The sequence below is a fragment of the Streptomyces sp. NBC_01723 genome (genome assembly GCF_036246005.1).
Classification (GTDB): domain Bacteria; phylum Actinomycetota; class Actinomycetes; order Streptomycetales; family Streptomycetaceae; genus Streptomyces.
On sequence record NZ_CP109171.1, the window covers coordinates 5208364 to 5234242 of the forward strand.

A 25879-nucleotide genomic window follows, 5' to 3' on the forward strand; every position below is an offset into this window, starting at 1 on the left:
AGGCACCTGCGACGATAGGGGGCGTGGCAGGTACGAAAGGCAAGCAGAAGTCGGCCCGGGACATGATTCTCTCCCTCGGGCTCATCGTCCTCGCGGCGGGCGTCATCTGGATCTTCATCCCGCACGACGACGGCGAACCGGACGTCAAGCGGGTCGACTACCGGGTGGAGCTGCTGACCGCGCAGCGCGCCGCGTCGTACCCGGTGGCGGCGCCCGAGGGTCTGTCCCAGGACTGGAAGCCGACCTCCGTCCGCTTCCAGGGCGACGACTTCGACGCCTGGCACCTGGGTTTCCACGCCCCGGACGGCGAGTACGTGGCGGTCGAGCAGTCCACGCAGAAGCCGGCCTCGTTCATCGAGGACGCCAGCCAGGGGTCGCGGGCCACCGAGCGGACCGAGGAGATCGGCGGCCGCACGTGGACCCGGTACACGGGTGGCCGGTACGACGCGCTGGTGCTGGAGGGTGACTCCGCCATGAAGGGCGCGACGACGGTCGTGGCCGGCACGGGGTCGTTCGAGCAGCTGGGGAAGATGGCGGCGGCGCTGAAGCTGGCGTGAACCCCCGCACGGACGCATGACGAAGCCCCCGTCCCATCCATCGGCCGGGGGCTTCGTCATGCGTCCGTGCGGACGGTGCCGGGGGTCAGACCGTCGTGACGACCTGGTCGTAGGAGAGGCGCGGGGAGCGCGGGAACCAGGCGTCCGGGCCCGGGCGGCCGATGTTGACGACCATCAGCGGGGTGTGGTCGTCGTCCAGGAACTCCTTGCGGACGCCCTCGAAGTCGACGCCGGTCATCGGGCCGGCGGCCAGGCCCGCGGCGCGGACGCCGACGATGAAGTACGCGGCCTGGAGCGCGGAGTTCAGCAGGGCGGCACCCTCGCGCGCCGGGCGCTCGCTGAAGAAGGCGTCCTTGGCCTGCGGGAAGTGCGGGAAGAGCTGCGGCAGCTCGTCGTGGAACTCGTTGTCCGCCGAGAGGATCGCGACCAGCGGGGCGGCGGCCGTCTTGGGCCGGTTGCCCTCGGCCATGTGCTGCACGAGGCGCTCGCGGGCCTCGGGGGAGCGGACCAGCGTGATGCGCAGGGGGGACTGGTTGAAGGCGGTCGGGCCGTACTTGACCAGGTCGTAGATCGCCTGCACCTGCTCGTCGGTCACCGGCTCGTCGGTGAAGGTGTTCGCGGTGCGGGCCTCGCGGAACAGCAGGTCCTGGGCGGCGGGGTCAAGAACGAGAGACATACGTGATCTTCCTCGGTGGTGCGTCGGCTCCATGCCGGTGGGGCGCCGGGAGCCATTGACCGGACCGACGGTACGGGAAAGAAGTTCAAGGTTCAACCAAAAGAGGAGCGCGGTGATCCGCTTCACATCGTCGGTGAAGGGGGAGTGGCGTGGATCACGCCGCGCCGGCGATTACTTGTCGCGGGCGCCGGGGTCGTAAAGGGCGGCACACCGCCTCACACAGATGGGACCACTCGACATGACCGCCACCGTGAAGGGCCCGGCCTCCTACTTCCCCGCCATCGAGAAGAAGTACGGCCGTCCGGTCGCCGAGTGGAAGGAGCTCATCCGCTCCTCGCCGCTCACCAAGCACATGGAACTGGTCGGCTGGCTCAAGACCGAGCACGGCCTGGGCCACGGGCACGCCAACGCGCTGGTCGCGCACACGCTGGCGGAGGGCACGGCGAAGGAGGGCTAGAGGGACTCGTCCCCCTCGTCGCCCTCGTCCTCCGTGCCCGTCTCCTCGGCCAGGGCCGCGTCCAGGCGGGCCCGGGCGCCGTCGAGGCGGCGGCGGCACACCTTCGCCAGTTCCTCGCCCCGCTCCCACAGGGCGAGGGATTCCTCCAGCGTCGTACCGCCGGCCTCCAGCCGCCGGACGACCTCGATCAGCTCGTCCCGCGCCTGCTCGTACCCGAGCGCCTCGGACATGGCCGTCGGCTGCTCCACCTCGCTGGTCATCCACCCACCCTATGCGTCGACTCGTACGGAGAAATCGCCCTCGGCGACACGCGCCCGCAGCGTCTCACCAGGCTCCACCTCGCCGGGGTCCCGGACGGCGTGGCCGTCCGCCCGCTGGAGCACGGCGTACCCCCGCTTGAGGGTCGCGGCGGGGGAGAGGGCCACCACGCGCGCGTGTGTGTGCGTCAGCTCGGAGTCGGCCCGGTCGAGGTGGTGCCGCAGCGAGCGGCGGCCCCGGTCCAGCAGGGCCGTCACCTGCTCGGCCCGCTCCTCGGTCATCCGGTGCGGATCCTGTATCGACGGCCGGGCCAGCGCGTGGGCCAGTCCCCGCTCCTCGCGGTCGACGAACGCCGCCACGCACCGGCGGGCGCGGTCGCGCAGCTGCCGTACCCGCTCGTACTCCTCGCCGACGTCCGGCACGACCTTCTTCGCGGCGTCGGTCGGTGTGGAGGCGCGCAGGTCGGCGACGTGGTCGAGGAGGGGATTGTCCGGCTCGTGCCCGATCGCCGAGACGACCGGCGTACGGCACGCGGCGACCGCGCGCACCAGCTGCTCGTCGGAGAACGGCAGCAGATCCTCGACGCTGCCGCCGCCGCGCGCGACGACGATCACGTCCACGTCGTCCCTCGCGTCCAGCTCCTTCACCGCCTGCACCACCTGTGGCACCGCGTGCACGCCCTGCACGGGGACGTTGCGCACCTCGAAGCGGACGGCCGGCCAGCGGTGCCGGGCGTTCTCCAGGACGTCCCGCTCGGCCGCCGAGGCCCGGCCGCACACGAGGCCGATCAACCGCGGCAGGAACGGCAGCGGCTTCTTCCGCTCCGGCGCGAAGAGCCCCTCCCGCGCGAGGGCCTTCTTCAGCTGCTCCAGCCGCGCCAGCAGCTCCCCGACACCCACGGGCTTGATCTCGGCGGCCCGCAGCGACAGCTGCCCACGCGGCGCGTACCACTCCGGCTTGGCGTGCACGACCACCCGGGCACCCTCGCCGACCACGTCCGCCACCGCGTCGAACACCTGCCGGTAGCAGGTGACGCTCACGGAGATGTCGTACGACGGGTCGCGCAGCGTCAGGAACACGACCCCCGCGCCCGGCCGCCGCGACAGCTGTGTGATCTGCCCCTCGATCCAGACCGCGCCGAGCCGGTCGATCCACCCTCCGATCAGCCGCGACACCTCACCCACGGGCAGCGGGCTTTCGGGAGTGGAGTTAACAGCCATGCGCCCGAGCGTAACGGCCGGGTACGACATCCCCGCGGGGCTTGGGCGGCCGGGCCTCGGCACGCGCGCGCCTGATCGGTGGTGGAACCGTGCTCCACGCGCGGCGACCGCCGCCGCGCGCGTCCGGGTACGCCGCCGCGCGGGCGGACGAGGTTCGGGCAACACGCGTACGCACACGGCTCGGGCGGCGTGCGGTGCGTACGGCGCGTCCGTGAGCTGGGCGGGGCGGCGCGACCCGCGTGCCCGGCCCGGCCCGGAGCGCGCGGACGTGCGTACATCCGGTGCGCGTCGCGCGTGCGGACCGCCCTCGTCGTGGAGCGCACCCTCGTCGCGGGCGCCGCCCACCCCCGCCGGGAGGCGCGCGGCGGGTCACATCCCCGCCGCGCGCCTCCCGCGTGCCTGCGCCGCCAGGACCACCAGGCCCACCGCCAGCCAGATCGCCCCCACGACCTGCGCGCTGCCCGACGCCTCCACGATCACCGCGATCGTGATCGCCGCGCCCAGGACCGGCACCACCAGATGCTTCCACCAGTTGACCGGGGCGTCCCCGCGACGGACCACGAACCAGCCCACCACGCTCGCGTGCAGCAGCGTGAACGCGGTCAGCGCGCCGACGTCGACCACGGAGACCAGGTGGTCGAGGCCGTCGTCCCGGCGCGCCGCCCACACCGCCGCCGCCATCGTGATCACCGCCGAGACCAGGATCGCCACGCGCGGCACCCCGGAGTCGGTCCGCGACAGCACCCCCGGCAGCCGCCGGTCGCGGCCCATCGCGAACAGCAGCCGCCCGGCCGCCGCCTGCCCGGCCAGCGCCGCGAACGCCGCGCCGATCGCCTTGCTGACCGCGACCAGGTCGTGCAGCCACGTCCCCACCGACGCGTCCACGGCGTCGTAGAAGGCCGACCCCTGCCGCTCCGGCTCCGCCGCCAGCTGCGCCGACGACACGGGCTCGAGCAGCGCCACCAGATACGTCTGCGCCACGAACAGCACTCCCGCCAGCGCCAGGCAGAACAGCAGCGCCCGCGCGACCTTCGCCGACCCGCCGGTGACCTCCTCCGCGAACGTCGCGATCGCGTCGAAGCCCAGGTACGACAGCACCGCCACCGACACCGCGCCGACCACCGCCGACAGCGCGAAGGCCCCCTGCGTGCCGTCCCCGGACAGCGGCGACAGCCAGTCGCGCGCGGCCCCGTCCCGCGCCAGGACCACGATCGCCGCCACCACGAACACCACCAGGACCACGATCTCCATGGCGAGCACTAGGAAGCCCACCCGGGCCGCCGCCCGTACCCCCCACAGGTTCAGCAACGTCGTGACGATCACCGCGATCGCCGTCCACACCCACCGGGAGACCTCCGGAACCAGCGCCTCCATCGCGATCCCGGAGAACAGGTACGCCACCGCCGGGATGAGGACGTAGTCGAGCATCGCCATCCAGCCCGCGATGAACCCCGCCCCGTTGCCGAGCCCCACGCGCGCGTACGCGAACACCGACCCGGCCTGGGGGACCACCCGCACCATCTGCGCGTAGCTGAACGCGGTGAACGCCATCGCGATGGTGGCGACGACGTACACGAGCGCCACCGCGCCGTGCGACTTGGCGTCCAGCGTGCCGAACACGCCGACCGGCGCCATGGGCGCGATGAACAGCAGGCCGTAGACGACCAGGTCCCTGAAGCCCAGACTGCGCCGCAGCTGGTGTTCCTCACCGGCCCCTGGGGCCGTCGTACCGGTCTCCGACATCGTGCCTCCGCCAGCGCCTCGGACTCCGCCTCGGACTCCGCCTCGAACCGCGCATCGAACTCCGCCTCGGAATGTTCCCGTCAGTCTCCCCGGCAACGCCGTACCCACGCGATCTTTGACCCGCCGAACGCGGCCTTACGATGGGTGCCATGACTGCTTCGCCTGGCCGCCGTGTCCTGCTCGCCGCCCCCCGTGGCTACTGCGCGGGTGTGGACCGCGCCGTGATCGCCGTCGAGAAAGCCCTGGAGCAGTACGGGGCTCCGGTGTACGTCCGGCACGAGATCGTTCACAACAAGTACGTCGTCCAGACCCTGGAGAAGAAGGGCGCGATCTTCGTCGAGCAGACGGAGGAGGTCCCCCCGGGGAACATCGTGATGTTCTCCGCGCACGGCGTGGCGCCCGTCGTCCACGAGGAGGCCGAGCGCGGCCGGCTCGCCACCATCGACGCCACCTGCCCGCTCGTCACCAAGGTCCACAAGGAAGCCGTCCGCTTCGCCAACGACGACTACGACATCCTCCTGATCGGCCACGAGGGCCACGAGGAGGTCATCGGCACCTCCGGGGAGGCCCCCGACCACATCCAGCTCGTCGACGGCCCCGAGGACGTCGCGAAGGTCGAGGTCCGCGACCCCTCCAAGGTGGTCTGGCTCTCCCAGACGACCCTGTCCGTCGACGAGACCATGGAGACCGTCGACGCGCTCAAGGACAAGTTCCCGCAGCTCATCTCCCCGCCGAGCGACGACATCTGCTACGCCACGCAGAACCGCCAGCTCGCGGTCAAGCAGATGGGCGCCGAGGCCGACCTGGTGATCGTCGTCGGCTCGCGCAACTCCTCCAACTCCAAGCGCCTCGTCGAGGTCGCCAAGCAGGCGGGCGCCCGCGAGGCGTACCTCGTGGACTTCGCCGACGAGGCCGACGAGGCCTGGCTGGAGGGCGTGACCACGGTCGGCGTCACCTCCGGCGCGTCCGTCCCGGACATCCTGGTCGAGCAGGTCCTGGAGTGGCTGTCGCAGCGCGGCTTCGAGGACGTGGAGATCGTCAAGGCCGCCGAGGAGTCGATCACCTTCTCGCTGCCCAAGGAGCTCCGCCGCGACCTGCGCGAGGAGGCCGCGAGCCTGGCGGCGGAGCGGGGCGGCTCGGGTAACGCCGGGGCGTGACCGTCAGTCGCAGGCCGTAACGTGGGTGCCATGCAGATCTTCGGCGTGGACATCGGCGGATCCGGGATCAAGGGCGCCCCTGTGGACCTCGACAGGGGCGACCTGGCCCAGGAGCGCTGCAAGGTACTGACTCCGCAACCGGCGGACCCCGGCGGCGTGGCCGACGGGGTCAAGGAGGTCGTCGAGCACTTCGGCTGGACCGGTCCGGTCGGACTCACCTTCCCGGGCGTGGTGACCGGCGGCGCCATGGTCCGCACCGCGGCCAACGTCGACAAGAGCTGGGTCGACACGGACGCGCGGAGCCTGTTCGCGGAGCGGCTGGGCGGCCTGGACGTGACGGTCGTCAACGACGCGGACGCGGCGGGCGTCGCCGAGATGAACTTCGGCGCCGGGCGCGGCCGGCAGGGCACGGTCGTCCTGCTCACCTTCGGCACGGGCATCGGCAGTGCCGTCTTCCACGGCGGCGTCCTCGTCCCCAACACCGAGCTGGGGCACCTGGAGCTGGACGGCCACGACGCGGAGAAGCGCGCCTCCAGCAAGGTCAAGGAGGACCACGACCTGTCGTGGGAGCAGTGGGCCCACCGGGTGCGCAAGTACCTCGCCCACGTCGAGATGCTGTTCTCGCCGGAGCTGTTCATCATCGGCGGCGGGGTCAGCCGGAAGTCCCACAAGTTCCTGCACTACATCGAGGGCATCCAGGCGGAGATCGTCCCCGCCCAGCTCCAGAACAACGCGGGGATCGTCGGCGCGGCGATGCACGCGTCCCACTGACCGCGGCCCTCGCACCGTCCGCCGCGGGTCACCCCGGCGGACGGTTCCGGCCGGCGGCCCGCCGCCGGCGCATCAGCCGGATCCTGCGGACGATCACCGTCGACCCCGCGACCAGCGTCCCGCCGTACAGCCACCCGGCCTCGGTGGCCAGTGCGGTCACGATCCCCATCAGCCGCCCGCCGAGGCCGCCGTCCCCGCTCTCGGCCACGGGCACCAGCCCCACCGCGAAGGCGATCGGCACGACGACGGGGGCGGTCAGCAGGTCGCCCCGGCGGACCCAGACCGCGGTGAGCAGGCACACCGGCACGAACAGCACGCCGTAGACGGTCAGGGACGCTCCGAGGAGCAGCGCGTCGAGGTAGCCGAGCACGACCATGACGGCGGCGCAGAACAGACCGCTGCCCAGACCCGTCAGCCGCGGGTTGGGCATCGTGCGCCGGGCACCCGCCTCCCGCGCCGCCGCCGGACCGGGCCGGCCCGCCTGGCGCCCCGCGGCTCGCGCCGGACCGCCGCCCGCCCGCGGACCCGTCGGCCGCCCGACCGGACGGCCGGCAGCGGCGCCGCCCCGCCCCTGTGGGGGCAGCGCCGCCCGGCTCCGTCGCGGTCCGTACTGCGCAGGTCGCGTCCCGTGTTGCTCCACTGGACCAACTTAGGTCGGTTTATGTGCCGAATAGGCCGACAGACACGCCGTCGGCCAGACCTTGGCCAAGCGTTCGACACCACGCGGGGGCGGTACCGGCCACCCCGTAGACTGGTGGATCGGCCCCTGCCTGGCCCGCCCCACCTCCTCCGCATCCTCACGTACGGGAAGTCGCAACGTGTCGCTCACGATCGGAATCGTCGGTCTGCCGAATGTCGGCAAGTCGACCCTGTTCAACGCCCTGACCAAGAACGACGTGCTCGCGGCCAACTACCCGTTCGCCACGATCGAGCCCAACGTCGGCGTCGTGGGAGTCCCGGACCCCCGCCTGACGAAGCTGGCCGAGATCTTCTCCTCGGAGAAGGTCCTTCCGGCCACGGTCGACTTCGTGGACATCGCGGGCATCGTGCGCGGCGCGAGCGAGGGCGAGGGCCTGGGCAACAAGTTCCTCGCGAACATCCGCGAGTCCGACGCGATCTGCCAGGTCATCCGCGCCTTCAAGGACGAGAACGTCGTCCACGTCGACGGCAAGGTCTCGCCCAAGGACGACATCGAGACGATCAATACCGAGCTGATCCTCGCCGACCTCCAGACCATCGAGAAGGTCCTCCCGCGCCTCCAGAAGGAGTCCCGGATCAAGAAGGACGTCGTGCCGAAGGTCAAGGCCGTCGAGGAGGCCAAGGAGATCCTGGAGAAGGGCGACACGCTCTTCGCCCACGGCATCGTCCAGGGCACCGAGCGCAACGAGCTCCTCCACGACCTCCACCTCCTCACGACCAAGCCCTTCCTCTACGTCTTCAACGTCGACGAGGACGAGCTGACCGACGAGTCCTTCAAGAACGAGCAGCGCGCGCTGGTCGCCCCCGCCGAGGCGATCTTCCTCAACGCCAAGCTGGAGTCGGACCTCGCCGAGCTGGACGAGGACGAGGCCCTGGAGCTCCTCCAGTCCGTCGGCCAGGAGGAACCCGGCCTCGCCACCCTCGCCCACGTCGGCTTCCGCACCCTCGGCCTCCAGACCTACCTGACGGCCGGCCCCAAGGAATCCCGCGCCTGGACCATCAAGAAGGGCGCCACGGCCCCCGAGGCCGCGGGAGTCATCCACACCGACTTCCAGAAGGGCTTCATCAAGGCCGAGGTCATCTCCTACGACGACCTGGTCACCACGGGCTCGGTGACGGAGGCCCGCGCGAAGGGCAAGGCGCGGATGGAGGGCAAGGAGTATGTGATGCGGGACGGCGACGTGGTGGAGTTCCGCTTCAACGTGTAGTGGAGAGACGGGGGCCCGTGTCGACACGGCGGCGCGTATTCTGCCGCCGTGTCGCTGCGCTTTGAGACTCGTGGGTCCGACTCGTCGTGGGTCGACGCCGTGTGGACCTGCCGGAGTGAGCGGGTGACGGGGATGACCTCCGTCGCCGGGGTGCGCTGGGGCCTGGTGTTCTGGGAGCAGGGCGGGCGGGCTTTCGCGGGGGTGACCGGGCCCGGGACCCGGGCCGGTACGGCGCCGGTGCCGGAGGGGGCGCGGTTCACCGGGATCGAGTTCGCCGTGGGTACGTCGTTGCGGGCCGTGCCCGTGCCGGGGCTGGTCGACGGGGGTCTCGTGCTGCCCGACACCACGCGGCGGACGTTCCGGCTGGACGGAGGGCGCTGGGAGACGCCCGGGGCCGATGACGCCGAGGCTCTGGTCGAGCGTCTGGTCAGGGACGGAGTGCTGGTTCGCGATCCGGTCGTCGCCGAGGTGCTCCGGGGGGCTCGACCGGACGTCTCCGGGCGTACGGTCGAGCGGCGGTTCCGGGCCGCGACCGGGCTGACCAGGGGCGCCGTCCGGCAGATCGAGCGGGCCCGCACGGCGGCGGAGCTGCTGGCGGCCGGGGAGCCGACCGCCGATGTCGTCGGCAAGCTGGAGTACTTCGACGAGCCGCACCTGGCTCGGGCCCTGCGTGTGTATGTCGGGCGCACCGCCGGGCAGTTGCGCGACGGTGCCGGTGGTGCGATCGCCCTCGACCTGGATCAGCGCGCGGGTCAGCGCTTGACGTCGTAGACCAGCTTCAGGATGCCGTTCGAGTAGCTCTGCGACTCCCGCAGCGTCAGCATCTGCTTGTCGCGGTCGGACCGGCCGAACAGGCTCTTCCCGGCACCGAGCAGCGTGGGGAAGACGAGCAGGTTGTACTGGTCGATCAGGCCCGCGTCCGAGAGCCGCCGGGCGAGTTCCGCGCTTCCGTGGATGAAGATCCCGCCTCCCTCGCCCTCCTTGAGCGCGGCGACGTCCTCGGTCGAGCGCAGGATGGTCGTCGGCCCCCACCCGTCGACGAGGGCGTCGTCGGACAGCGTGGTCGAGACGACGTACTTGGGCATCTCCTTGTAGGCGGCGTGGTCCTCCGAGCCGGGCCAGACCGGCGCGAACGCCTCGTAGCTGCGGCGGCCGAACATCAGCGCCGTCGTGTCGGCCAGCTCCTCGGCCTTCAGCGACCAGGCCTCCGGCACGAACTCGAGGTCCTTGAAGACCCAGCCGCCGCTGCGGTGCCCCTCACTGGGCCCGCCGCCGGGTGAGTCCACGACGCCGTCGAGCGACATGAAGCCGGTGTAGACCAAGTCACGCATGGTGGTGTCTCCTCTGGGTGGTCGGCGAGCTGTTGAGGCCACGTTAGAACGGGGCCCGGGGGCTCGTCTTGGACGGAAACGACACCGGGGAGGGCCGAGGGAGGTATCCGTGGTGGCCACCGGGTCGCCCACGGCCCCGCCCCGCCCCGCCCGTCGCCCTGCACCCCGATCCCCCGTACCGCGTTCGCGATGACCTGGACGGACGCCTGCACGCCACGGCGTGGCGCTCGGGCCGTCCGCGGCGCCACCGGGGGCGCTGTCGGTGACCCGACGGCGGCGGCCCGGGGCGGCCCCTACCGGGTGAGGGTCGTCTCCAGCGCGCACTCGGCGGCCGCCACGACCGTCCGTGCCTGGTGTTCCACCTGATGGGACACGGGCACCCAGCGCAGCCGCAGCGCCTGCTCGAAGTCGTCGCACCACGCGGTGAACAGGCCGCTCAGCTCCCGGTGCAGTCCCGGGGCGGCCCGGTCGTCCGACGCCTCGAGGAGTCGCAGCAGCAGGCCCGCCGCGCGCAGTGGCTGGCGTCGGGCGACGACGTCGAGGGCGCAGACCTCGGCCCTGGTCAGGGGCGCGGGCCCGCCGGTGCGGGAGGCGTCGGCCGTCTGCCGGGCCAGCCGGGTCCAGGAGTCGGCGACCAGGTCGTACAGGTCGTCGGCCATCCACTCCAGTACGCGCCGGGGCGGGTCGTCCTCGGCCGGGGGCAGGAATCCGCGGGCCTGGTCGAAGACGGCGGTCACCTGTCGGCCGCTCTCGCGGACCAGCCCGGACAGGTCCCGCAGGACGTGTGCGGCCTCCGGATGCGGGGAGAGGTCGTCGGCCAGGTCGGTGGCCCACATGGGCACTTCGACGATCGCCGTGACCCCGCCGTACCGCTGGGGCGCGCACCAGGTGGACAGCCCGATGTTCTCGGACCCGGCCGCCAGGCGTGCGGCGCTGTCCGGCGGTGGCAGGACGTGGATCCCGGGAGCGGGGTTGTCCCAGTACAGGGCGTCGTACGTGCCGTGCTGGACCGGGATGCCGAGTTCGGCCGCGGAGGTCCCGAAGGGTGCGGCGAGTGAGGGGAGGTCGCGGGTCAGCTGGACCCAGCCGCCGCCCGCGTCGACGTTGTGCAGGGAGCACTGGAGGTGGGGACGCAGCTCCTCGATGACGTCGAACAGGGCCCGGCTCTCGGGGAGTCGTCGCGAGACGATCGGCGCCCACTCCGGCTGCTCCGCGGCGACCGGACGGAAGGCGGCCCGGTAGTAACCGGCCAAGGTGTGGTCGGGGCCGGCGGTCGCCGCCTCGATGCCGTCGCTCAGCGCGGCGCCGTCCGGGTCGAGGCACAGGACGATGTCCCAGGTGACGAGGGAGGGGTCGGTCGCCGCGGACCGTCCGTCGCCCCGCGCCACCCACTCGGCCAGCACCAGAGCGGTCGCGCCGCCGACCGGCTCGTCCGGGTGCGGCCGCGCGACCACCAGGACGTGGCGCGGCCCGTGCCCCACGGACAGCATCTCGATCGCTCGTCCGGCGCGGGACACACCGATGCGGCGCAGGCGGCAGGCCCCGGGGAACCGGGCGACCAGCCGCCGCGCCGACTCGGTGACTTCCGCGACCGTGGGGTAGCGGTTCATCGTGCGGTGCGTCGCCACGTTCGTCGCGCGGTTCATCGCGTACGGCTCCGCGTCGACTCGCGTACCGGGTCAGGAACCGCCGTTGCCACCGCTGTCGCCGGTGGTCTCCTTCTTGTCCAGCGGACGGATCTCGATCTTGTTCGCCATGCCGTCTCCTCCCCGTGGGATCGTGGCGCACCGTGTCCGGTGTGCTCTTGTCAGCGTTCGCTCACCGGGTCACTGTTGTCAACGTCCGTTGTTGTCGGGGTGGTTGGGGCTGGCGAGATTGGCGCGAAAATGACGGTTCCCGCGATGCGGCGGCCCCGGGCTATCGCGGGCCCCTCGTCAGCGTCGGGGTCTTCACACCGGGCCGGGGCGCCTGCTGGGAGTGCCTGCGCGACGCCGAGATCGAGCGGCGCGACCTGCGGCTCGCGCCCGGCCAGGACGAGGACGTCGCCTCACCCCGGATGCCGTGGAATCCGGCCAACGCGGTGACCGCGGGCCTCTCCGGCGGACTGCTGGCGCACGCCGCTCTGATGCTGCTGTGCGGCGTCCCGCGGATCGAGCCCGGATGCCGGTTCGGCCTCAACCTCATGCTGCCCGGCGACCCGATCGAGCAGCGCGCGGAGCGGCACCCCGACTGCCCGGCCTGCGGGGCGCGTCAGGCGGACGGCACCCCCACGGACCCCTCGTGACGGACACCGCCGCCGACGACCAGCCCCGGATCGACCCGTCGACCCGCGTCCGGCTGCACGACCTGGCGGTACGGCGGGACCGGGACGAGTGGATCGTCGGCCGCCTGAGCACCCGCACCTTCGTCGCGCTTCCGGCGGCCGGGGCGCGCGCGGTGGAACTCCTGGGCGAGGGGTGCAGCGTGGCCCGTACCGCCCGGACCCTGCGCGCCGAGACCGGCGAGGATTTCGAGGTCACGGAATTCGTCGGGGATCTGACCGCGCTGGGCTTCGTGGCGCGGATCGGGGACCGTCCGGTGCCGGACCCGACACCGCCGCGCGCGTCACTTCCGTGGCTGCGCCCCCACCGGGTCCGGCTCGCCCTGCACCCGGCGCTGCCGGTGCTCGTCGGCGTACTGCTGACGGCCGCCGTCGTCGTCCTGTTCCGCCGGCCCGACCTGGTACCGGGCTACCGCGACCTGCTGTGGAGCCCGCACGGCAGCGTGGTGCTGCTCAGTGGGGCGGCGGCCGGGTGGACGCTGCTGCTCGCCCATGAGCTGGCTCATCTGGTCACCGCCCGTGCCGCGGGTGTGCCGGGACGGATGCGGCTGGGCACCCGGCTCCAGTTCCTCGTCATGCAGACCGACATCAGCGGCATCGAACTCGCGCCGCGCCGCCACCGGCTGACGGCCTACCTGTCCGGCACCGCCCTCAACCTGTCCGTCGCCTCGTCCCTGGTCCTGGCCCTCACCCCGACCGACACCGGCACGACCGCCCACCGGCTGCTGGCCGCGGCCCTGCTGCTGTCCCTCCTGCCGCTGCCCTTCCAGTGCATGGTCTTCACGCGCACCGACCTCTACTTCGTCCTCCAGGACCTCACCGGCTGCCGGGACCCGTACGGCGACGGACTCGCGTACGCCCGGTACCGGTGGCGGCGGCTGCTGCGGGTGCCGCGTGTCCGTCCGCGGACCCCCGGGGCCACCCGGGCCGACGATCCGAGCGCCCGGCTGCCCCCGCACGAACGCCGGGCCGTGCGGCTCTACAGCGTCGTCCTGGTGGTCGGCACGGCCGCCTGCCTGACGTTCATGGCCGTCGTCACGATCCCCGTCGACGTCGCGCTGCTGGTGCGGGCGGCGCGGGGACTGGGGCCGGAGCACGGTCTCGCCCGCAATGCCGACGCGGCCGCGGTGCTGGTGACGCTGGGCGGGGTCAACGTCCTGTGGCTGGTCACCTGGTGGCGCAACCGCCGCGCCGCTGACCGCCGTACGCGCTGATCACCGCCCCGTCGCGCCGTCGATCAGCTCGCGCAGGACGTCCGCGTGCCCCGCGTGGCGGCCGGTCTCCTCGACCATGTGGGTGAGGGCCCAGCGGACGCTGGGGGCGGGCTTGCCGGACGGGTGCCGGGGGAGTGGTGCGGCGAGGTCGGTGCAGGCGTCGAGCACCACGTTCGCGCGCTCGACGGCCTCCCGGTAGCGGGCGACGACCTCGGCCACGCCGTCCTCCGGCGCGGCCCGGAACGTCGCTTGCCAGTTCCGTACCTCCGCGCCGAGGAAGAGCGCGCGCTCGACGTGGGTCAGGTGGTGGAGCAGGCCGAGCAGGTTCGTGCCGGACGGCACGGCGGCGGTACGGACCTGGGGCTCGGGGGCGCCGTCGACCTTGCCGGCGACCGAGGTCCGGAGGTAGTCGAGGAACCCGCGCAGGGTCTCGGCCTCGCTGCTGCCGGTCCGGGGCGGCGGGGCGTCCCGGCGACGGGCGCGTCGAGCGGCGGGGGGCATGGTGACCTCCTTGGTCGGGGTGGGGCGACCGACCGTTCCCGGCCGCTCGGTCGGGCGACGCCCGGTCGGACCTCTCTCCGTCGGGCGTCGCCCGGTCAGGCGTCGCGTCGCCGCCGCGTCAGGCGGCGCGCCGGACGAGCAGGACGTGGTCGACGACCTCGGCGGTGCGACCGCCGGGGCCGGTCGCGCGGCGGCGCGGGGAGTCGGCCCGTTCGACCGGGTACGCCGCCGGGTCGAGGCCGATGTCCGCCGCGACCTCGCGCGGGCTCGGGTACCGGGCGTCGGGGTCCTGGTTCCACGACCACGGCGCGGTCGAGCCGTGGTCGACGACCAGCAGCCGCCCGCCCGGACGCAGCGCGTGTGCGGCCGTGCGCAGGAGCGCGGCCCGGTCCAGGTCGAAGGGTGTGTGCAGGTAGTGGGCGCAGACCAGGTCGAACCGGCCCTCGGGGAAGGACGCGCGCAGGTCGTGCCGTTCGGCGGTGACCAGGTGGCCGAGGCTCTGCGCGCGGGCGTGCGCGGCGAGCCGTTCGGTCGCCACGGCCGAGATGTCGACGGCGGTGACCCGCCAGCCCCGCCGGGCGAGCCACAGCGCGTCGCCGCCGTTGCCGCATCCCAGGTCCAGCGCGTCGCCGGGCGGCACCTCGGAGACCGCCTCGACGAGCCGGTGGTTCGGCCGCGCGTCGTTCGCCGCGGGCCGGGCCGCGTAGAGCCCGTCCCAGAACGTGACCTCGTCGGTGGCGCTCATCGGAACTCCTTCCTCTCCTGTCGTGATGCTCATGCCGTGACGCTCGTGTCGTCGCGCTCGTGTGTTGATGCCGCCAGTCTCAGCGGCCCCCGGCCATGTGGCACGAAAACTTGCCGTTGTGGCAAGGTGGCCGGATGGACGCCGGAACGGACGAGGTACTCGACGCGGTGGGCCCGAGGCTGCGCGCGCTGCGCCGGGACCGGGGCATCACCCTGGCCCACCTCGCGACGGCGACCGGGGTGTCGGAGAGCACCCTGTCGCGGCTGGAGAGCGGACAGCGCCGGGCCACCCTGGAGCTGCTGCTGCCGCTCGCGCGGATCTACGACGTCCCGCTGGACGACCTGGTCGGCGCCCCGCGCACGGGTGATCCGCGGATCCACCTGAAGCCCGTCCGGCGCTTCGGCATGGTCTTCGTGCCGCTGTCCCGGCGGCCCGGCGGGACCCAGGCGTTCAAGATGATCATCCCGAGCCGGCCGGCGCCGCTCGAACCGACCCCGCAGACGCACGAGGGCTTCGAGTGGCTGTACGTGCTGAGCGGCCGGCTGCGGCTGCTGGTCGGGGAGCGCGACCTGACGCTGTCCTCCGGTGAGGCCGCCGAGTTCGACACGTCCCTGCCGCACTGGCTGGGCAGCGCCGACGGGGGCGCGGTCGAACTGCTCGTCCTGTTCGGGCTGCAGGGAGTGCGCGCGCATGTGCACAGCGGCTGAACGGCGGGCCGGAGGGACGGCCGGGGAGCGGCCGGGAGGGGGCGCGGTACCGGATGGGGCGCGGTGAGCGGGAGGCGGTCGCACGCGGCACGCGGCTGCACGAGGCGGCCCGGTCGCTGGCCGGTGACCACGAGCGGGCCGTCGAGGCGGTGCGGGCGGCGCTGAAGCCGCTGCACGAGGAGGCGGTGGAGCAGGCCCTCGACGCCATCCCCGTGACCCGGTTGCAGGACGTCACCGATGGGCGGCTGCGGCTCGGGGCCGTCGAGAAGAGCGGCCTGGGCACGGTCCGCGCGGTCCTGGACGCGGGCCCCTACCGGCTGCGGCAGATCCCCGGAGTGGGACAGCGCACCGTCGACCAGATCATCGCCGCCGGACGGCAGTTGGCGGAGGCGGCCGGAGAGGCCGCCGCCGTGCACCTGGACGTGGACCGGCCCGAACCGCGCACGACCGCCCTGGTCGCCGCCCTGCACGTGCTGGTCGGGGCGGGCCCAGAGGCGCGGCGGGCGCTCGACGCGGCGGCCGGGCTGACACGGCGGCTCGGCCCGCTGCTGGCCGACGCGCGTCCGGCCGCCGGGCGGATCGGGCTGCTGCTGGCCGGGCGGGCGAAGAAGGCCCGCGCGCTGGAGGCCGTGGCGGAGATCCGGTCCGTCACCGAGGAGGCCGAGCGGGCGGACACGCCCGGACTGCTGGCCCAGGCCTCGGTGGACCTGCTGCGGGGACCGGCGGGCGACCTCGCGGCCTGGACGGACTTCGAGCTGCGCTCCGCCGAGTACTACGGCGTGCTGGGCGAGATCGCCGGACACGCCTCCGACACCGCCGCGGCCGAGGGGTTCCTGCCCGACGACATCGCCGAGCGGGTCCGCGGACTGCGGCTCGACGACTCCCGGCGCCGGGTCTCCCTGCGCGGCTACCAGGCGTTCGGCGCGCGGTTCGCCCTCGCGCGGCGCCGGGTGATCCTCGGCGACGAGATGGGGCTCGGCAAGACCATCCAGGCCATCGCGGCCCTGGCCCACCTGGCGGCCGGCGGGCACACGCACTTCCTGGTCGTCTGCCCGGCCAGCGTCCTGGTCAACTGGACCCGCGAGATCGAGGCCCGCAGCACCCTGCCGGTCCGCCCGCTGCACGGCCCCGACCGGCAGGACGCGTTCGCCGACTGGCGGGAGCGGGGCGGGGTCGCCGTGACCACCTTCGACTCCCTGCGCGGGTTCCCGGGCCCGGGCGGCGACGCCGGGCCGGACGGCGCCGGGCCGGCGGGGCCGCTCGCACCGGCGATGCTCGTCGTGGACGAGGCGCACTCCGTGAAGAACCCGCAGGCACTGCGGTCGCAGGCGGTCGACCGATGGGCCGGCCGGTGCGAGCACGTCCTGTTCATGACCGGTACGCCGATGGAGAACCGGGTCGCGGAGTTCCGCAACCTGGTCCGGATGCTCGACCCCGCGCTGGCGGACCGGCTGGAGGACGGCACCGGGCTGACCGGCTCGGTCGCCTTCCGCAAGGCGGTCGCCCCCGTCTACCTGCGCCGCAACCAGGAGGACGTGCTCACCGAACTGCCCAGCCTCCAGCACACGGACGAGTGGGAGGAGCTGAGCGCCGCCGACGAGGACGCCTACCGGGAGGCCGTGCGCGAGGGCAACTTCATGGCGATGCGCAGGGCGGCGTACGCCCGCCCCGAGAAGTCCGCCAAGCTCGGCCGGCTCCGGGAGATCGTGCGGGAGGCCGGGGAGAACGGGCTGAAGGTCGTGGTCTTCTCGAACTTCCGGGACGTCCTGCGCGTGGTCGATGACGCCCTCGGCGCTCCCGACGGCGCGGAACCCCGGCCGTACGGAACGGTGTTCGGCCCGCTCACCGGCGCAGTGCCGCCCGCCCGCAGGCAGGCGCTCGTCGACGCGTTCACGGCGGTGCCCGGCCCGGCGGTGCTGCTGGCGCAGATCCAGGCGGCGGGGATCGGGCTCAACATGCAGGCCGCCTCGGTGGTGGTCGTGTGCGAGCCCCAGATCAAGCCGACCATCGAGCACCAGGCGGTCGCACGGGCCCACCGCATGGGCCAGGTCAGGCCGGTGCGCGTGCACCGGCTCCTCGCCACCGGCGGGGTGGACGAGCGGATGGTGCGGCTCCTGGAGAAGAAGACCCGTCTCTTCGACGCCTACGCCCGGCGCAGCGCGGTGGCCGAGGCGACGCCGGACGCCGTGGACGTGTCGGACACGGACCTGGCGCGCAGGATCGTCGAGGAGGAACAGGCCCGCCTGGGCGTGAACGACGAACGGACCGCGACGCCTTGAACTCCCGTCACCCTGCCTCGCCCCCGGCCCGCACCCTCCGGTACGCCTCCAGGTAGCCCCGCACCAGGGGCCGCCCCTCGTCCTCCCGGCGCCGGGCCAGGGCGTAACGGCTGGGGCCCAGGCCGCGGACCGGCCGGGTGGTCACGCCCCCGAGGGTGATCAGCGGAGCGTTGCCCGTGGCCACGAGGCAGATGCCGAGGCCCGCGACCAGCGCCTCGTACGTCTCCTCCGTGCCGGCGATCTCCGCGCCGATGCGCGGCGGCCGGGCGGCGGCACCCCCCAGGGCACGCCGTTCCTCCAGCGCCAGCCAGAAGTCGCGCAGCACGCCCGCCTCCGGCGGCAGGGCGAGGAACGGCTCGTCGGTCAGGTCGGCGAAGTCGAGTACCGGGCGCGCGGCGAGAGGATGGGCCTCGGGGAGGGCGACCAGCCGGGGCTCCTCGGCGACCACCGTCCAGGCGTAGCGGTCGGCGTCGGGCAGCGGCAGCCACACGTACGCCACGTCGGCCGTACCGTCGGCGAGGCCCGCCGTCGGGTCCTCCCAGCGCGTCTGCCGCAGCCGCACCAGCGCCTCCGGGTGGGCCGCCGTGAAGCGGGAGCGGATGGACGGCAGCAGACCGTCCCGGCCGGGGCTGGTGCTCATGCCGACCACCAGGGTGCCGCGCCGCGCGGCCCGGACCGCCTCGACCGCCGCCGCGCCCTCGCCCCAGCCGGCCAGCACCCGCCGGGCGTGCGGCAGCAGCGCGGCGCCCGCCTCGGTGAGCGACACGCCCCGCGGCTCACGGCGGAACAGCTCGGCGCCCAACTGCCGCTCCAGCGCCCGGATCTGCTTGCTCAGCGCCGGCTGGGACACGTACAGCCGCTCAGCGGCCCGCGTGAAGTGCAGTTCCTCGGCCACCGCCGTGAAGTAGCGCAGCTCCCGCACATGTACGTCCGTCGTCATGCCCGTTGGTTATCAGCGGGGGTCTTGGACGGGCAACCGGGTTTCCCGGCAGGGTGGTTGGCGGTTGCAGGGATGCGACGGACGCGAGTGACGGAAGAGTGACGAGGGAGTCGGCATGAACAAGGTGTGGCTGGTGACCGGTGCGAGCAGCGGCTTCGGGCGGGCGATCGCCGAGGCGGCCCTGGCCGACGGCGACGTGGTGGTCGGCGCGGCGCGGCGTCCCGAGGCGCTCGACGACCTCGTCGCCGCGCACCCGGACCAGATGGAGGCGCTGCGTCTGGACGTCGCCGACACGGCCGCCGCCGGGGACGCCGTGCGGGACGTGGTGGCGCGGCACGGACGGATCGACTTCCTCGTCAACAACGCGGGCCGGACCCACGTCGGTGCCTTCGAGGAGACCGGCGAGGAGGAGCTGCGGGCACTGTTCGACGTGCACGTCTTCGGGCCGGCCGCGCTGACCCGGGCCGTGCTGCCGCACATGCGGGAGCGGCGCTCGGGCGCGATCGTGCAGATGAGCAGCATGGGCGGGCAGATGTCGGTCGCGGGCTTCTCGGCGTACAGCGGCACGAAGTTCGCGTTGGAGGGGATGTCCGAGGGGCTCGCGGACGAGGTGCGGGAGTTCGGGATCAAGGTGCTGATCGTCGAACCGGGCGCCTTCCGGACCAGCCTGTTCGCGGCCGACAACGCCGGGACCAGCGCGGACAGTGGTGTGTACGCCAAGGTCGGCGAGACCCGCGGGATGGTGGCCGGCGGCGACGGCAGCCAGCCCGGTGACCCCGCCAGGGCGGCGGCCGTCATCCGCGCCGCCCTGGCGGCCGAGCACACCCCGCTGCGTCTGCCGCTCGGCGACGACGGGGTCGGCGCGGTCCTCGGCCATCTGGACCAGGTGCGGGCGGACGTCGAGGCGTGGGAGAAGCAGACCCGGGCCACGGCGTTCGAGGACCGAGAGCCGGCCGAAAGCCGACTGAGGGACGACTGAGCGCCGGTAGACCCGGTCGGCGAGCCGTGCGCTCAAACGACACAGGGGACCGCACATCCGTGCAGGCCCCTTGTGCAATTCCTCTGGAAGCCTCAATCTTTCGGCTGACGCACCAAAACCGCCCCACCTTGACATGGTCATGACCTAATGGCCTCCGGGGGCGGTCTGCTCGGCGTGCACGAACCCCACCACGCACCACCGACTGAGGAGGACCCCTCACATGGCAGTGCTGCGTCACAACCCCCCTCGCACCAACCGGCGAAGACTGTCCGCCGTCGGCGCCGTGGCCACCGCGGCCCTCGCCGCGAGCCTCGTCTCCGCGCTCCCCGCCACCGCGGCGGAGGGCCACGTCCAGTACGCGGACGCGGCGAACGCGGTCGCCGGCAGCTACATCGTGACCCTGAAGGCGGACGAGGCGAAGTCCGGCTCCGCGGCGGGCCGCGCGCTGGCGAAGAAGTACGGCGCCGACATCGAGCGCACCTACACCAAGGCCCTGAACGGCTACGCGGTCGAGGCCTCCGAGACCGAGGCGAAACGTCTCGCCGCCGATCCGGCCGTCGCCTCCGTCGTCCAGAACCGCACCTTCCACGTCACCGGCACCCAGCCCAACCCGCAGTCCTGGGGCCTGGACCGCATCGACCAGCGCAACCGCCCCCTGGACAGCTCGTACACCTACCCGGACAGCGCCGGACAGGGCGTGACGGCGTACGTCGTCGACACCGGCGTCCGCATCACCCACAGCGACTTCGGCGGCCGCGCCTCCTACGGCTACGACGCCATCGACAACGACAACACCGCCCAGGACGGCCACGGCCACGGCACCCACGTCGCCGGCACCGTCGCGGGCAGCTCCTACGGCGTGGCCAAGCAGGCCGAGATCGTCGGCGTCCGCGTGCTCGACAACTCGGGGTCCGGCACCACCGCCCAGGTCGTCGCCGGCATCGACTGGGTCGCCCGCAACGCGGTCAAGCCGGCCGTCGCCAACATGTCCCTCGGCGGCGGCGCCGACAGCGCCCTCGACACGGCCGTGCGCAACGCCGTCGCGTCCGGCGTCACCTTCGTCGTCGCGGCCGGCAACGAGTCCACCAACGCCTCCACCAAGTCCCCGGCCCGGGTGACCGAGGCGATCACGGTCGGCGCCACCACGTCGAGCGACGCCCGCGCGAGCTACTCCAACTACGGCTCGGTCCTCGACCTGTTCGCGCCGGGCTCGTCCATCACCTCCGCCTGGAACAGCGGCGACTCGGCCACGAACACCATCTCCGGTACGTCCATGGCCAGCCCGCACGTCGCCGGCGCCGCCGCGCTCCACCTGGCCGACCATCCCTCGGCCACGCCCGCGCAGGTCGCGACCGCGCTGACGTCCGCCGCCACGACCGGCGTCGTCACGAACCCGGGCAGCGGCTCGCCCAACCGCCTGCTGTACGTCGGCGACGGCGACACGCCCCCGCCGACCGGGGACCGCTTCGAGAACACCGGCGACCACACCATCCGGGACAACGCCACCGTCGAGTCCCCGGTGACCGTCTCCGGCGTCTCGGGCAACGCCCCGTCGTCGCTCGCGGTCGAGGTGAACATCGTCCACACCTACATCGGTGACCTCCAGGTCCAGCTGGTCGCCCCGGACGGCACGGCGTACACCCTCAAGGCCTACGGCACCGGCGGCAGCGCGGACGACATCAACACCACGTACACGGTGAACGCCTCCTCGGAGACCGCGAACGGCACGTGGAAGCTCCGCGTCAGCGACAACGCGTCGTGGGACACCGGGCGGATCGACGCCTGGGCTCTGCAGTTCTGACGAGTTCCGACGGAGTTCCGACGGTGCTCTGACGGCAGCTCGGTGAACGAACTCGTCCTCGCGGCGGGGCTTCGGGTCGGCGACCCGGCCCGCCGCGAGGACGAGGCGCGAATGCGGGAACGCGGCGCGGAGGCCGAAGCGGCGGTCGCTTACCATGCGCTGAGTGATCGGCCGGCCACCGCGTGGGGCGCGGCCGCAGTTCCGCGGCGCCTTCGCGTCACCGTCCGAAACAGGAGCACGGTACACGTGTCCATACCGCCGCCGCCCGGGCCCCAAGGGCCCCATCCGCAGGGGCCGTACCCGCCGGGACAGCAGTTGCCGCCGGGGCCGTATCCGGTGCCTCCGCAGCCGTACCCGGGCGCCTGGGGGCATCCGGGGCAGCCCGGGAACCCCTACGGCCCCTACGGGGCGTACCCCGCGCGGCCGTCGGTCAACGGCCTCGCGATCGCCGCCTTCGTGCTCGGTGTCCTGTGCTTCGTGCCGGCGGTCGGGCTCGTGCTGGGTCTGGTCGCGCTGGCGCAGATCAGGAAGCGGGGTGAGCGCGGCAAGGGGTTCGCGGTGGCCGGTTCCGTGCTGTCCTCCGTGGGGCTGGTCCTGTGGGCCGTGTCGCTCGCCACGGGTGGCGCCGCCGACTTCTGGGACGGCTTCCGGGACGCCGCGCGCGGCGAGGGCACCGCCTACGCGCTGGAGAAGGGCCAGTGCTTCACCACCCCCAGCGGCTCCCTCCAGGGCGTGACGTACGACGTCGACGAGGTGTCCTGCGAAGAGGAGCACGACGGCGAGGTGTTCGCCGCCTTCGAGCTGCCGGGCGGCTCCTTCCCCGGCGACGCGGAGATCACGCGGGCCGCGGACGACCAGTGCTACGCCCTCCAGGACGCCTACGCGATGGACCGGTGGGCGCTGCCGGCCGACGTCGACGTGTACTACCTGACCCCGACCTCCGAGAGCTGGCGGACCGGCGACCGGGAGATCACCTGCCTGTTCGGGAACACGGACGAGCGGGCCACGCTGACCGGTTCGCTCCGCAACGACGGCGCCGGACTCGACTCGGACCAGCACACGTACCTGGTGGCGGAGGGGTACCTCAACCGGGCGATGGACGAGGTGCCCGACGCGGAGGCCGTCGAGGACGACTTCGCGGGCTACCGGGTCTGGGCGGGGCAGGTGTCGGAGGCGCTCAGGGGCGAGGTCACGATGCTCGAACGGCACGACTGGCCCGCCGACGCCGACCGTCCGGTCGCCGAACTGGTCGAGGACCTCAAGGCGGCGCAGAAGGAGTGGGCGCTGGCCGCGAAGGCCCCCGACGTCGACGCGTACTACGAGCACTACGGCAAGGGCTACGACCTCGTCGTCGCCGACACCACGGTCACCGCCCGCAAGGCCCTGGGGCTGGCCACCACGCCGCCGGAGTACGGGAGCGGTGGCGACGGCGGCGGGGGTGACTCCGGTCTGGAGGTGTGATCGCTCCTATAACGGGGAGAAAGTGCCTGCGTAAAGCCCTCGGGCGGCACAAGTCATCACATCGAGTGATTCTCTGGCCTTTGCTTGCCTGGTACAACCTACGGTTGCCACGCTGTTGCTGTCTGTACAACCTGATGGGAGCGGCCAGTGACATTCGGTGAGCAGCCGGCGTATCTGCGTGTCGCGGGTGATCTCCGCAAGAGAATCGTCGACGGCCTGCTGCCGCCCCATGCCCGCCTGCCGTCGCAGGCGCGGATCCGCGAGGAGTACGGCGTCTCGGACACCGTCGCCCTGGAGGCGCGCAAGGTGCTGATGGCCGAGGGGCTGGTCGAGGGCCGCTCCGGTTCCGGGACGTATGTGCGCGAGCGGCCCGTGCCCCGCCGCGTCGCCCGCTCCGGGTACCGGCCGACCGGGGGCGCCACCCCCTTCCGGCAGGAGCAGGCCGACGGCGACGCGCACGGCACGTGGGAGTCGCGCAGCGAGCAGGCCGAGGCGAGCGTCGCCGTGGCGGAGCGGCTCGCCATCAAGCCCGGCGACCGCGTGATGTGCACGCGGTACGTCTTCCGGGAGGCAGGCGAGGCCATGATGCTCTCCACCTCCTGGGAGCCGCTCGACCTCACCGGCCGCACGCCCGTGATGCTGCCCGAGGAGGGGCCGCTCGGCGGCATGGGCGTCGTCGAGCGGATGGCCGCGATCGACGTCGTCGTCGACAACGTCACCGAGGAGGTCGGCGCCCGCCCCGGCCTCGCCGAGGAGTTGCTCGCCCTCGGAGGTGTCCCCGGACATGTGGTCCTGGTCGTCCAGCGCACGTTCTACGCCTCGGGCCGCGCGGTGGAAACGGCCGAGGTGGTCGTCCCCGCCGACCGATACCGGGTCGCCTACCACCTGCCGGTGAGGTAGCGCCCTCTTCCACCGGCAGGCGCCGCCGCCCGTCCGTCCGGCGGTCGCGGTCCCGGTTTGTCACCCGATGGCGCCTCCCGCCGCCACCCGATGGCCCCCGTCCGTCCGCCGGTCACGCCTCGTCCGTCACCCGCCGACGGCCTCGTCCGTCACCCGCCGACGGCCCCCGCCCGTCACCCCGGCGGCGCCCCCGCTCATCAACCAGCAGCGCCGCCGGGCGAGTTGGGGTGCCCCGTAGGGGTGTGAGATGGCGCACGCCTCCCGTGCGCCTCCCGCGCCCCTTTCCCGTGCCCGTCGGCCCGCCCGGCCGCCCGGTCCCGCCCTCCGCGCAGCGCATGAATCCGGTCAATCCGGTCGTTCCCGCAGGTGGCCTCCCTTGGACCCGGCATGCCTACGACCGGACGCATCGGGGCGCGGAGGCGGCGCGTTCCGCATCGTGCGCCCCCTGCGTTCTGGCTGGTTGCGTACCTCTTTGTGTAAAGCCGTATTCGCTCCGTGAAGGTTGGGCGTAGGCTCGGGCATATGCGGATCGGGGTTTCCTTGGCGGGTGGGGCGCGGCACGAGCCGCGGGCGGGAAGTGGAGGGGCGCGATGAACGACAGCACGGTCACTCTTCCCTGGCTGGTCTTCCGGCAGGACGACAACGGCAATCGCTACCGCGTGGGCAGGTACGCGACCCGGGCCGAGGCCCAGAAGATCGCGGACACCCTCGACGGCCGCGGCCACCAGCAGCTCTACTGGGTCGAGCGGCTCGGCGCGAACGGGAAGGGCGGGGCGGACTGACCGCGGACTGACCGGGGCCGACGAGCCCGTCCGGCAGCCCGTAGGCTCCGGCGCATGACGGAACGGATCGTGGTGGGCGCCGCCCTGGTCGACGGCGGACGTCTGCTCGCCGCGCGCCGCAGCGCTCCGGCCGAACTGGCCGGACGCTGGGAGTTGCCCGGCGGCAAGGTCGAGGCGGGCGAGACGCCCGAGGCCGCCCTCGTGCGGGAACTGCGCGAGGAACTGGGAGTGGCGGCCGAAGCCGGGGAGCGTGTCCCGGGTCAATGGCCCCTGAGATCACCCTTCGTCCTGCACGTGTGGACCGCGCGGCTCCTCCCCGGTTCCCCCGACCCCGAACCCCTCGAGGACCACGACGCCCTGCGCTGGCTGACCCCCGCCCGCATCTGGGACGTGCCCTGGCTCGACCAGGACGTGCCGGCCGTCGAGCGGGCGCTCGCGCACCTCGGGCTGGGCGCGACGGACGCGAAGGGTACGTGAACGTGCCGCCACGGGCGCCCCGCACGCCGTTCGTGACACAGTGCGCCCTCCCGAGCGGTACCGAGCCCGAATCACGGGTATGTGCCCATTAACCCCATGAAACCGGACATGGGTGGGGGATCGCCGGCCAGGAAGTGAGCGGCGTGATCGACAGCGAGGGCGGCCGCGCGGAGTGGGTCTTTCCCGCGGTGCCGGACGCCGTGCGGACCGCCCGCCGGCAGGTCCGCGGCGCCCTGCGCGAGTGGGACCTCGACAGTGTCGGCGACATCGCCATCCTGCTCGTCAGCGAACTGGTGACCAACGCCCTGCGGCACGCCACCGGCCCCATAGGCGTCCGCCTGCTCCGCCGCCCCGCCGCACCGCCCGGGATCCTGCTGGTGGAGGTCTCCGACCCGCTGCCCGACCCGCCGCGCGAGCGCGTCGCCCGTCCCGAGGACGAGGACGGCCGCGGTCTCCAGCTGGTGGCATCCTCCGTGCACCGCTGGGGCACCCGGGCCGGCGACGCGGGCAAGACGGTGTGGTTCGAACTCACGCTCCCGGGATGACAGAACGGCTACAACTGGTTCAGGCCAGTGGCAGTTGTGGAACAGCGTGATTCGATGCCGTGCCCGCTGGTTAGAAGACTGGAAGTGTTGGCGCGGCCCGGACCGAAAACCATCGGGACCGTGCTGTGATCGTGAACACCGTGTTGTGCGG

Annotated in this window: 26 protein-coding genes and 1 pseudogene; 17 read left to right on the plus strand and 10 right to left on the minus strand. The window is 73.1% G+C overall.

Annotated elements, in window-relative coordinates:
- Positions 1 to 23: 23 nt before the first annotated feature.
- Positions 24 to 557, plus strand: a complete 534-nt coding sequence (locus OIE75_RS24300) for a DUF4245 domain-containing protein (protein ID WP_307014923.1) — start codon at positions 24 to 26, stop codon at positions 555 to 557.
- A gap of 85 nt (positions 558 to 642) precedes the next feature.
- On the opposite strand, the gene OIE75_RS24305 is transcribed toward OIE75_RS24300, so the two are convergent.
- The gene (locus tag OIE75_RS24305) at positions 643 to 1233 is read right to left on the minus strand and encodes a malonic semialdehyde reductase (protein ID WP_329472125.1); all 591 of its coding nucleotides are present in this window, start codon (positions 1231 to 1233) and stop codon (positions 643 to 645) included.
- 238 nt (positions 1234 to 1471) lie between these two features.
- Here OIE75_RS24305 and OIE75_RS24310 point away from each other — a divergent pair, with 238 nt between their 5' ends.
- Complete coding sequence (locus OIE75_RS24310) at positions 1472 to 1690, plus strand: DUF4287 domain-containing protein (protein WP_122616024.1); 219 nt, start codon at positions 1472 to 1474, stop codon at positions 1688 to 1690.
- Here the strand turns inward: OIE75_RS24310 and OIE75_RS24315 are convergent.
- The 3 genes from OIE75_RS24315 to OIE75_RS24325 all read right to left on the minus strand — a co-directional run bounded on the left by OIE75_RS24315 (position 1687) and on the right by OIE75_RS24325 (position 4911).
- Complete coding sequence (locus tag OIE75_RS24315; protein ID WP_307014926.1) at positions 1687 to 1950, minus strand: exodeoxyribonuclease VII small subunit; 264 nt, start codon at positions 1948 to 1950, stop codon at positions 1687 to 1689. The genes OIE75_RS24310 and OIE75_RS24315 overlap by 4 nt on opposite strands.
- 9 nt (positions 1951 to 1959) lie before the next feature.
- A complete protein-coding gene (gene xseA / locus OIE75_RS24320; protein ID WP_329472126.1) occupies positions 1960 to 3168 on the minus strand; it encodes an exodeoxyribonuclease VII large subunit in 1209 nt (402 codons plus the stop codon).
- 369 nt (positions 3169 to 3537) lie between these two features.
- A complete protein-coding gene (locus OIE75_RS24325) occupies positions 3538 to 4911 on the minus strand; it encodes an APC family permease (protein ID WP_329472127.1) in 1374 nt (457 codons plus the stop codon).
- Positions 4912 to 5051: 140 nt separating this feature from the next.
- Here OIE75_RS24325 and OIE75_RS24330 point away from each other — a divergent pair, with 140 nt between their 5' ends.
- Both OIE75_RS24330 and ppgK read left to right on the plus strand, forming a co-directional pair.
- The gene (locus OIE75_RS24330; RefSeq protein ID WP_329472128.1) at positions 5052 to 6068 is read left to right on the plus strand and encodes a 4-hydroxy-3-methylbut-2-enyl diphosphate reductase; all 1017 of its coding nucleotides are present in this window, start codon (positions 5052 to 5054) and stop codon (positions 6066 to 6068) included.
- 30 nt (positions 6069 to 6098) lie between these two features.
- Positions 6099 to 6839, plus strand: a complete 741-nt coding sequence (ppgK, locus tag OIE75_RS24335; protein WP_329472129.1) for a polyphosphate--glucose phosphotransferase — start codon at positions 6099 to 6101, stop codon at positions 6837 to 6839.
- A 28-nt stretch (positions 6840 to 6867) separates the two neighbouring features.
- Here the strand turns inward: ppgK and OIE75_RS24340 are convergent, their stop codons facing one another.
- Positions 6868 to 7479 (minus strand): DUF6542 domain-containing protein, encoded by a 612-nt coding sequence (locus tag OIE75_RS24340; protein WP_329472130.1) that lies wholly within the window; start codon positions 7477 to 7479, stop codon positions 6868 to 6870.
- 178 nt (positions 7480 to 7657) lie between these two features.
- On the opposite strand from OIE75_RS24340, the gene ychF reads away from it, so the two are divergent.
- A complete protein-coding gene (gene ychF, locus OIE75_RS24345) occupies positions 7658 to 8746 on the plus strand; it encodes a redox-regulated ATPase YchF (protein ID WP_329472131.1) in 1089 nt (362 codons plus the stop codon).
- A gap of 48 nt (positions 8747 to 8794) precedes the next feature.
- The gene (locus OIE75_RS24350) at positions 8795 to 9517 is read left to right on the plus strand and encodes a helix-turn-helix domain-containing protein (RefSeq protein ID WP_329472133.1); all 723 of its coding nucleotides are present in this window, start codon (positions 8795 to 8797) and stop codon (positions 9515 to 9517) included.
- Here OIE75_RS24350 and OIE75_RS24355 read toward each other — a convergent pair.
- Entirely contained in the window at positions 9499 to 10077 is a 579-nt protein-coding gene (locus OIE75_RS24355; RefSeq protein ID WP_122616033.1) for a dihydrofolate reductase family protein, read from the minus strand. The two genes, OIE75_RS24350 and OIE75_RS24355, sit on opposite strands and share 19 nt — an antisense overlap.
- 293 nt (positions 10078 to 10370) lie before the next feature.
- Positions 10371 to 11687 carry a M14 family zinc carboxypeptidase gene (locus tag OIE75_RS24360; RefSeq protein ID WP_307018119.1) on the minus strand — a complete coding sequence of 439 codons (1317 nt, stop codon included), beginning with the start codon at positions 11685 to 11687 and terminating at the stop codon, positions 10371 to 10373.
- 296 nt (positions 11688 to 11983) lie between these two features.
- On the opposite strand from OIE75_RS24360, the pseudogene OIE75_RS24365 reads away from it, so the two are divergent.
- Together OIE75_RS24365 and OIE75_RS24370 are read left to right on the plus strand one after the other, a co-directional pair.
- Positions 11984 to 12361 (plus strand): annotated as a pseudogene (locus OIE75_RS24365) (ThiF family adenylyltransferase); the annotation flags it as partial.
- Positions 12358 to 13611, plus strand: a complete 1254-nt coding sequence (locus OIE75_RS24370) for a hypothetical protein (protein ID WP_329472134.1) — start codon at positions 12358 to 12360, stop codon at positions 13609 to 13611. The pseudogene OIE75_RS24365 and the gene OIE75_RS24370, both read left to right, overlap by 4 nt.
- Here the strand turns inward: OIE75_RS24370 and OIE75_RS24375 are convergent, their stop codons facing one another.
- The gene (locus tag OIE75_RS24375; RefSeq protein ID WP_329472135.1) at positions 13612 to 14112 is read right to left on the minus strand and encodes a DinB family protein; all 501 of its coding nucleotides are present in this window, start codon (positions 14110 to 14112) and stop codon (positions 13612 to 13614) included.
- A gap of 118 nt (positions 14113 to 14230) precedes the next feature.
- Positions 14231 to 14857, minus strand: a complete 627-nt coding sequence (locus OIE75_RS24380) for a class I SAM-dependent methyltransferase (protein ID WP_307014939.1) — start codon at positions 14855 to 14857, stop codon at positions 14231 to 14233.
- A 134-nt stretch (positions 14858 to 14991) separates the two neighbouring features.
- On the opposite strand from OIE75_RS24380, the gene OIE75_RS24385 reads away from it, so the two are divergent.
- Both OIE75_RS24385 and OIE75_RS24390 read left to right on the plus strand, forming a co-directional pair.
- Positions 14992 to 15564 carry a helix-turn-helix domain-containing protein gene (locus OIE75_RS24385; protein ID WP_125492664.1) on the plus strand — a complete coding sequence of 191 codons (573 nt, stop codon included), beginning with the start codon at positions 14992 to 14994 and terminating at the stop codon, positions 15562 to 15564.
- A gap of 53 nt (positions 15565 to 15617) precedes the next feature.
- Positions 15618 to 17843, plus strand: a complete 2226-nt coding sequence (locus OIE75_RS24390; protein ID WP_329472136.1) for a DEAD/DEAH box helicase — start codon at positions 15618 to 15620, stop codon at positions 17841 to 17843.
- 7 nt (positions 17844 to 17850) lie between these two features.
- Here the strand turns inward: OIE75_RS24390 and OIE75_RS24395 are convergent, their stop codons facing one another.
- A complete protein-coding gene (locus tag OIE75_RS24395; RefSeq protein ID WP_329472137.1) occupies positions 17851 to 18783 on the minus strand; it encodes a LysR family transcriptional regulator in 933 nt (310 codons plus the stop codon).
- Between the two features lie 115 nt (positions 18784 to 18898).
- On the opposite strand from OIE75_RS24395, the gene OIE75_RS24400 reads away from it, so the two are divergent.
- The 7 genes from OIE75_RS24400 (at position 18899) to OIE75_RS24430 (ending at position 25728) form a co-directional block, all read left to right on the plus strand.
- Entirely contained in the window at positions 18899 to 19762 is an 864-nt protein-coding gene (locus tag OIE75_RS24400; protein WP_329472138.1) for an SDR family NAD(P)-dependent oxidoreductase, read from the plus strand.
- A 220-nt stretch (positions 19763 to 19982) separates the two neighbouring features.
- Positions 19983 to 21563: a S8 family peptidase gene (locus OIE75_RS24405; RefSeq protein WP_329472139.1), complete on the plus strand. Its 1581-nt coding sequence runs from the start codon at positions 19983 to 19985 to the stop codon at positions 21561 to 21563.
- Between the two features lie 246 nt (positions 21564 to 21809).
- Positions 21810 to 23024 (plus strand): DUF4190 domain-containing protein, encoded by a 1215-nt coding sequence (locus tag OIE75_RS24410; protein WP_329472140.1) that lies wholly within the window; start codon positions 21810 to 21812, stop codon positions 23022 to 23024.
- A gap of 147 nt (positions 23025 to 23171) precedes the next feature.
- Positions 23172 to 23924 carry a GntR family transcriptional regulator gene (locus OIE75_RS24415; protein ID WP_307014946.1) on the plus strand — a complete coding sequence of 251 codons (753 nt, stop codon included), beginning with the start codon at positions 23172 to 23174 and terminating at the stop codon, positions 23922 to 23924.
- Between the two features lie 590 nt (positions 23925 to 24514).
- Positions 24515 to 24706 (plus strand): SPOR domain-containing protein, encoded by a 192-nt coding sequence (locus tag OIE75_RS24420; RefSeq protein WP_307014947.1) that lies wholly within the window; start codon positions 24515 to 24517, stop codon positions 24704 to 24706.
- Positions 24707 to 24760: 54 nt separating this feature from the next.
- A complete protein-coding gene (locus OIE75_RS24425; RefSeq protein ID WP_307014948.1) occupies positions 24761 to 25183 on the plus strand; it encodes a (deoxy)nucleoside triphosphate pyrophosphohydrolase in 423 nt (140 codons plus the stop codon).
- 134 nt (positions 25184 to 25317) lie between these two features.
- Complete coding sequence (locus OIE75_RS24430; RefSeq protein ID WP_307014949.1) at positions 25318 to 25728, plus strand: ATP-binding protein; 411 nt, start codon at positions 25318 to 25320, stop codon at positions 25726 to 25728.
- Positions 25729 to 25879 lie beyond the last annotated feature (151 nt).

Coding starts and splice junctions, on each gene's coding strand:
- OIE75_RS24305 (WP_329472125.1), bottom strand. CDS start 1,233: ATGTCTCTCGTTCTTGACCCCGCCGCCCAGGACCTGCTGTTCCGCGAG.
- OIE75_RS24380 (WP_307014939.1), bottom strand. CDS start 14,857: ATGAGCGCCACCGACGAGGTCACGTTCTGGGACGGGCTCTACGCGGCC.
- OIE75_RS24395 (WP_329472137.1), bottom strand. CDS start 18,783: ATGACGACGGACGTACATGTGCGGGAGCTGCGCTACTTCACGGCGGTG.
- OIE75_RS24425 (WP_307014948.1), top strand. CDS start 24,761: ATGACGGAACGGATCGTGGTGGGCGCCGCCCTGGTCGACGGCGGACGT.
- OIE75_RS24385 (WP_125492664.1), top strand. CDS start 14,992: ATGGACGCCGGAACGGACGAGGTACTCGACGCGGTGGGCCCGAGGCTG.
- OIE75_RS24390 (WP_329472136.1), top strand. CDS start 15,618: ATGGGGCGCGGTGAGCGGGAGGCGGTCGCACGCGGCACGCGGCTGCAC.
- ppgK (WP_329472129.1), top strand. CDS start 6,099: ATGCAGATCTTCGGCGTGGACATCGGCGGATCCGGGATCAAGGGCGCC.
- OIE75_RS24355 (WP_122616033.1), bottom strand. CDS start 10,077: ATGCGTGACTTGGTCTACACCGGCTTCATGTCGCTCGACGGCGTCGTG.
- OIE75_RS24405 (WP_329472139.1), top strand. CDS start 19,983: ATGGCAGTGCTGCGTCACAACCCCCCTCGCACCAACCGGCGAAGACTG.
- OIE75_RS24310 (WP_122616024.1), top strand. CDS start 1,472: ATGACCGCCACCGTGAAGGGCCCGGCCTCCTACTTCCCCGCCATCGAG.
- OIE75_RS24315 (WP_307014926.1), bottom strand. CDS start 1,950: ATGACCAGCGAGGTGGAGCAGCCGACGGCCATGTCCGAGGCGCTCGGG.
- OIE75_RS24420 (WP_307014947.1), top strand. CDS start 24,515: ATGAACGACAGCACGGTCACTCTTCCCTGGCTGGTCTTCCGGCAGGAC.
- OIE75_RS24325 (WP_329472127.1), bottom strand. CDS start 4,911: ATGTCGGAGACCGGTACGACGGCCCCAGGGGCCGGTGAGGAACACCAG.
- OIE75_RS24360 (WP_307018119.1), bottom strand. CDS start 11,687: ATGAACCGCTACCCCACGGTCGCGGAAGTCACCGAGTCGGCGCGGCGG.
- OIE75_RS24330 (WP_329472128.1), top strand. CDS start 5,052: ATGGGTGCCATGACTGCTTCGCCTGGCCGCCGTGTCCTGCTCGCCGCC.
- OIE75_RS24375 (WP_329472135.1), bottom strand. CDS start 14,112: ATGCCCCCCGCCGCTCGACGCGCCCGTCGCCGGGACGCCCCGCCGCCC.
- OIE75_RS24400 (WP_329472138.1), top strand. CDS start 18,899: ATGAACAAGGTGTGGCTGGTGACCGGTGCGAGCAGCGGCTTCGGGCGG.
- xseA (WP_329472126.1), bottom strand. CDS start 3,168: ATGGCTGTTAACTCCACTCCCGAAAGCCCGCTGCCCGTGGGTGAGGTG.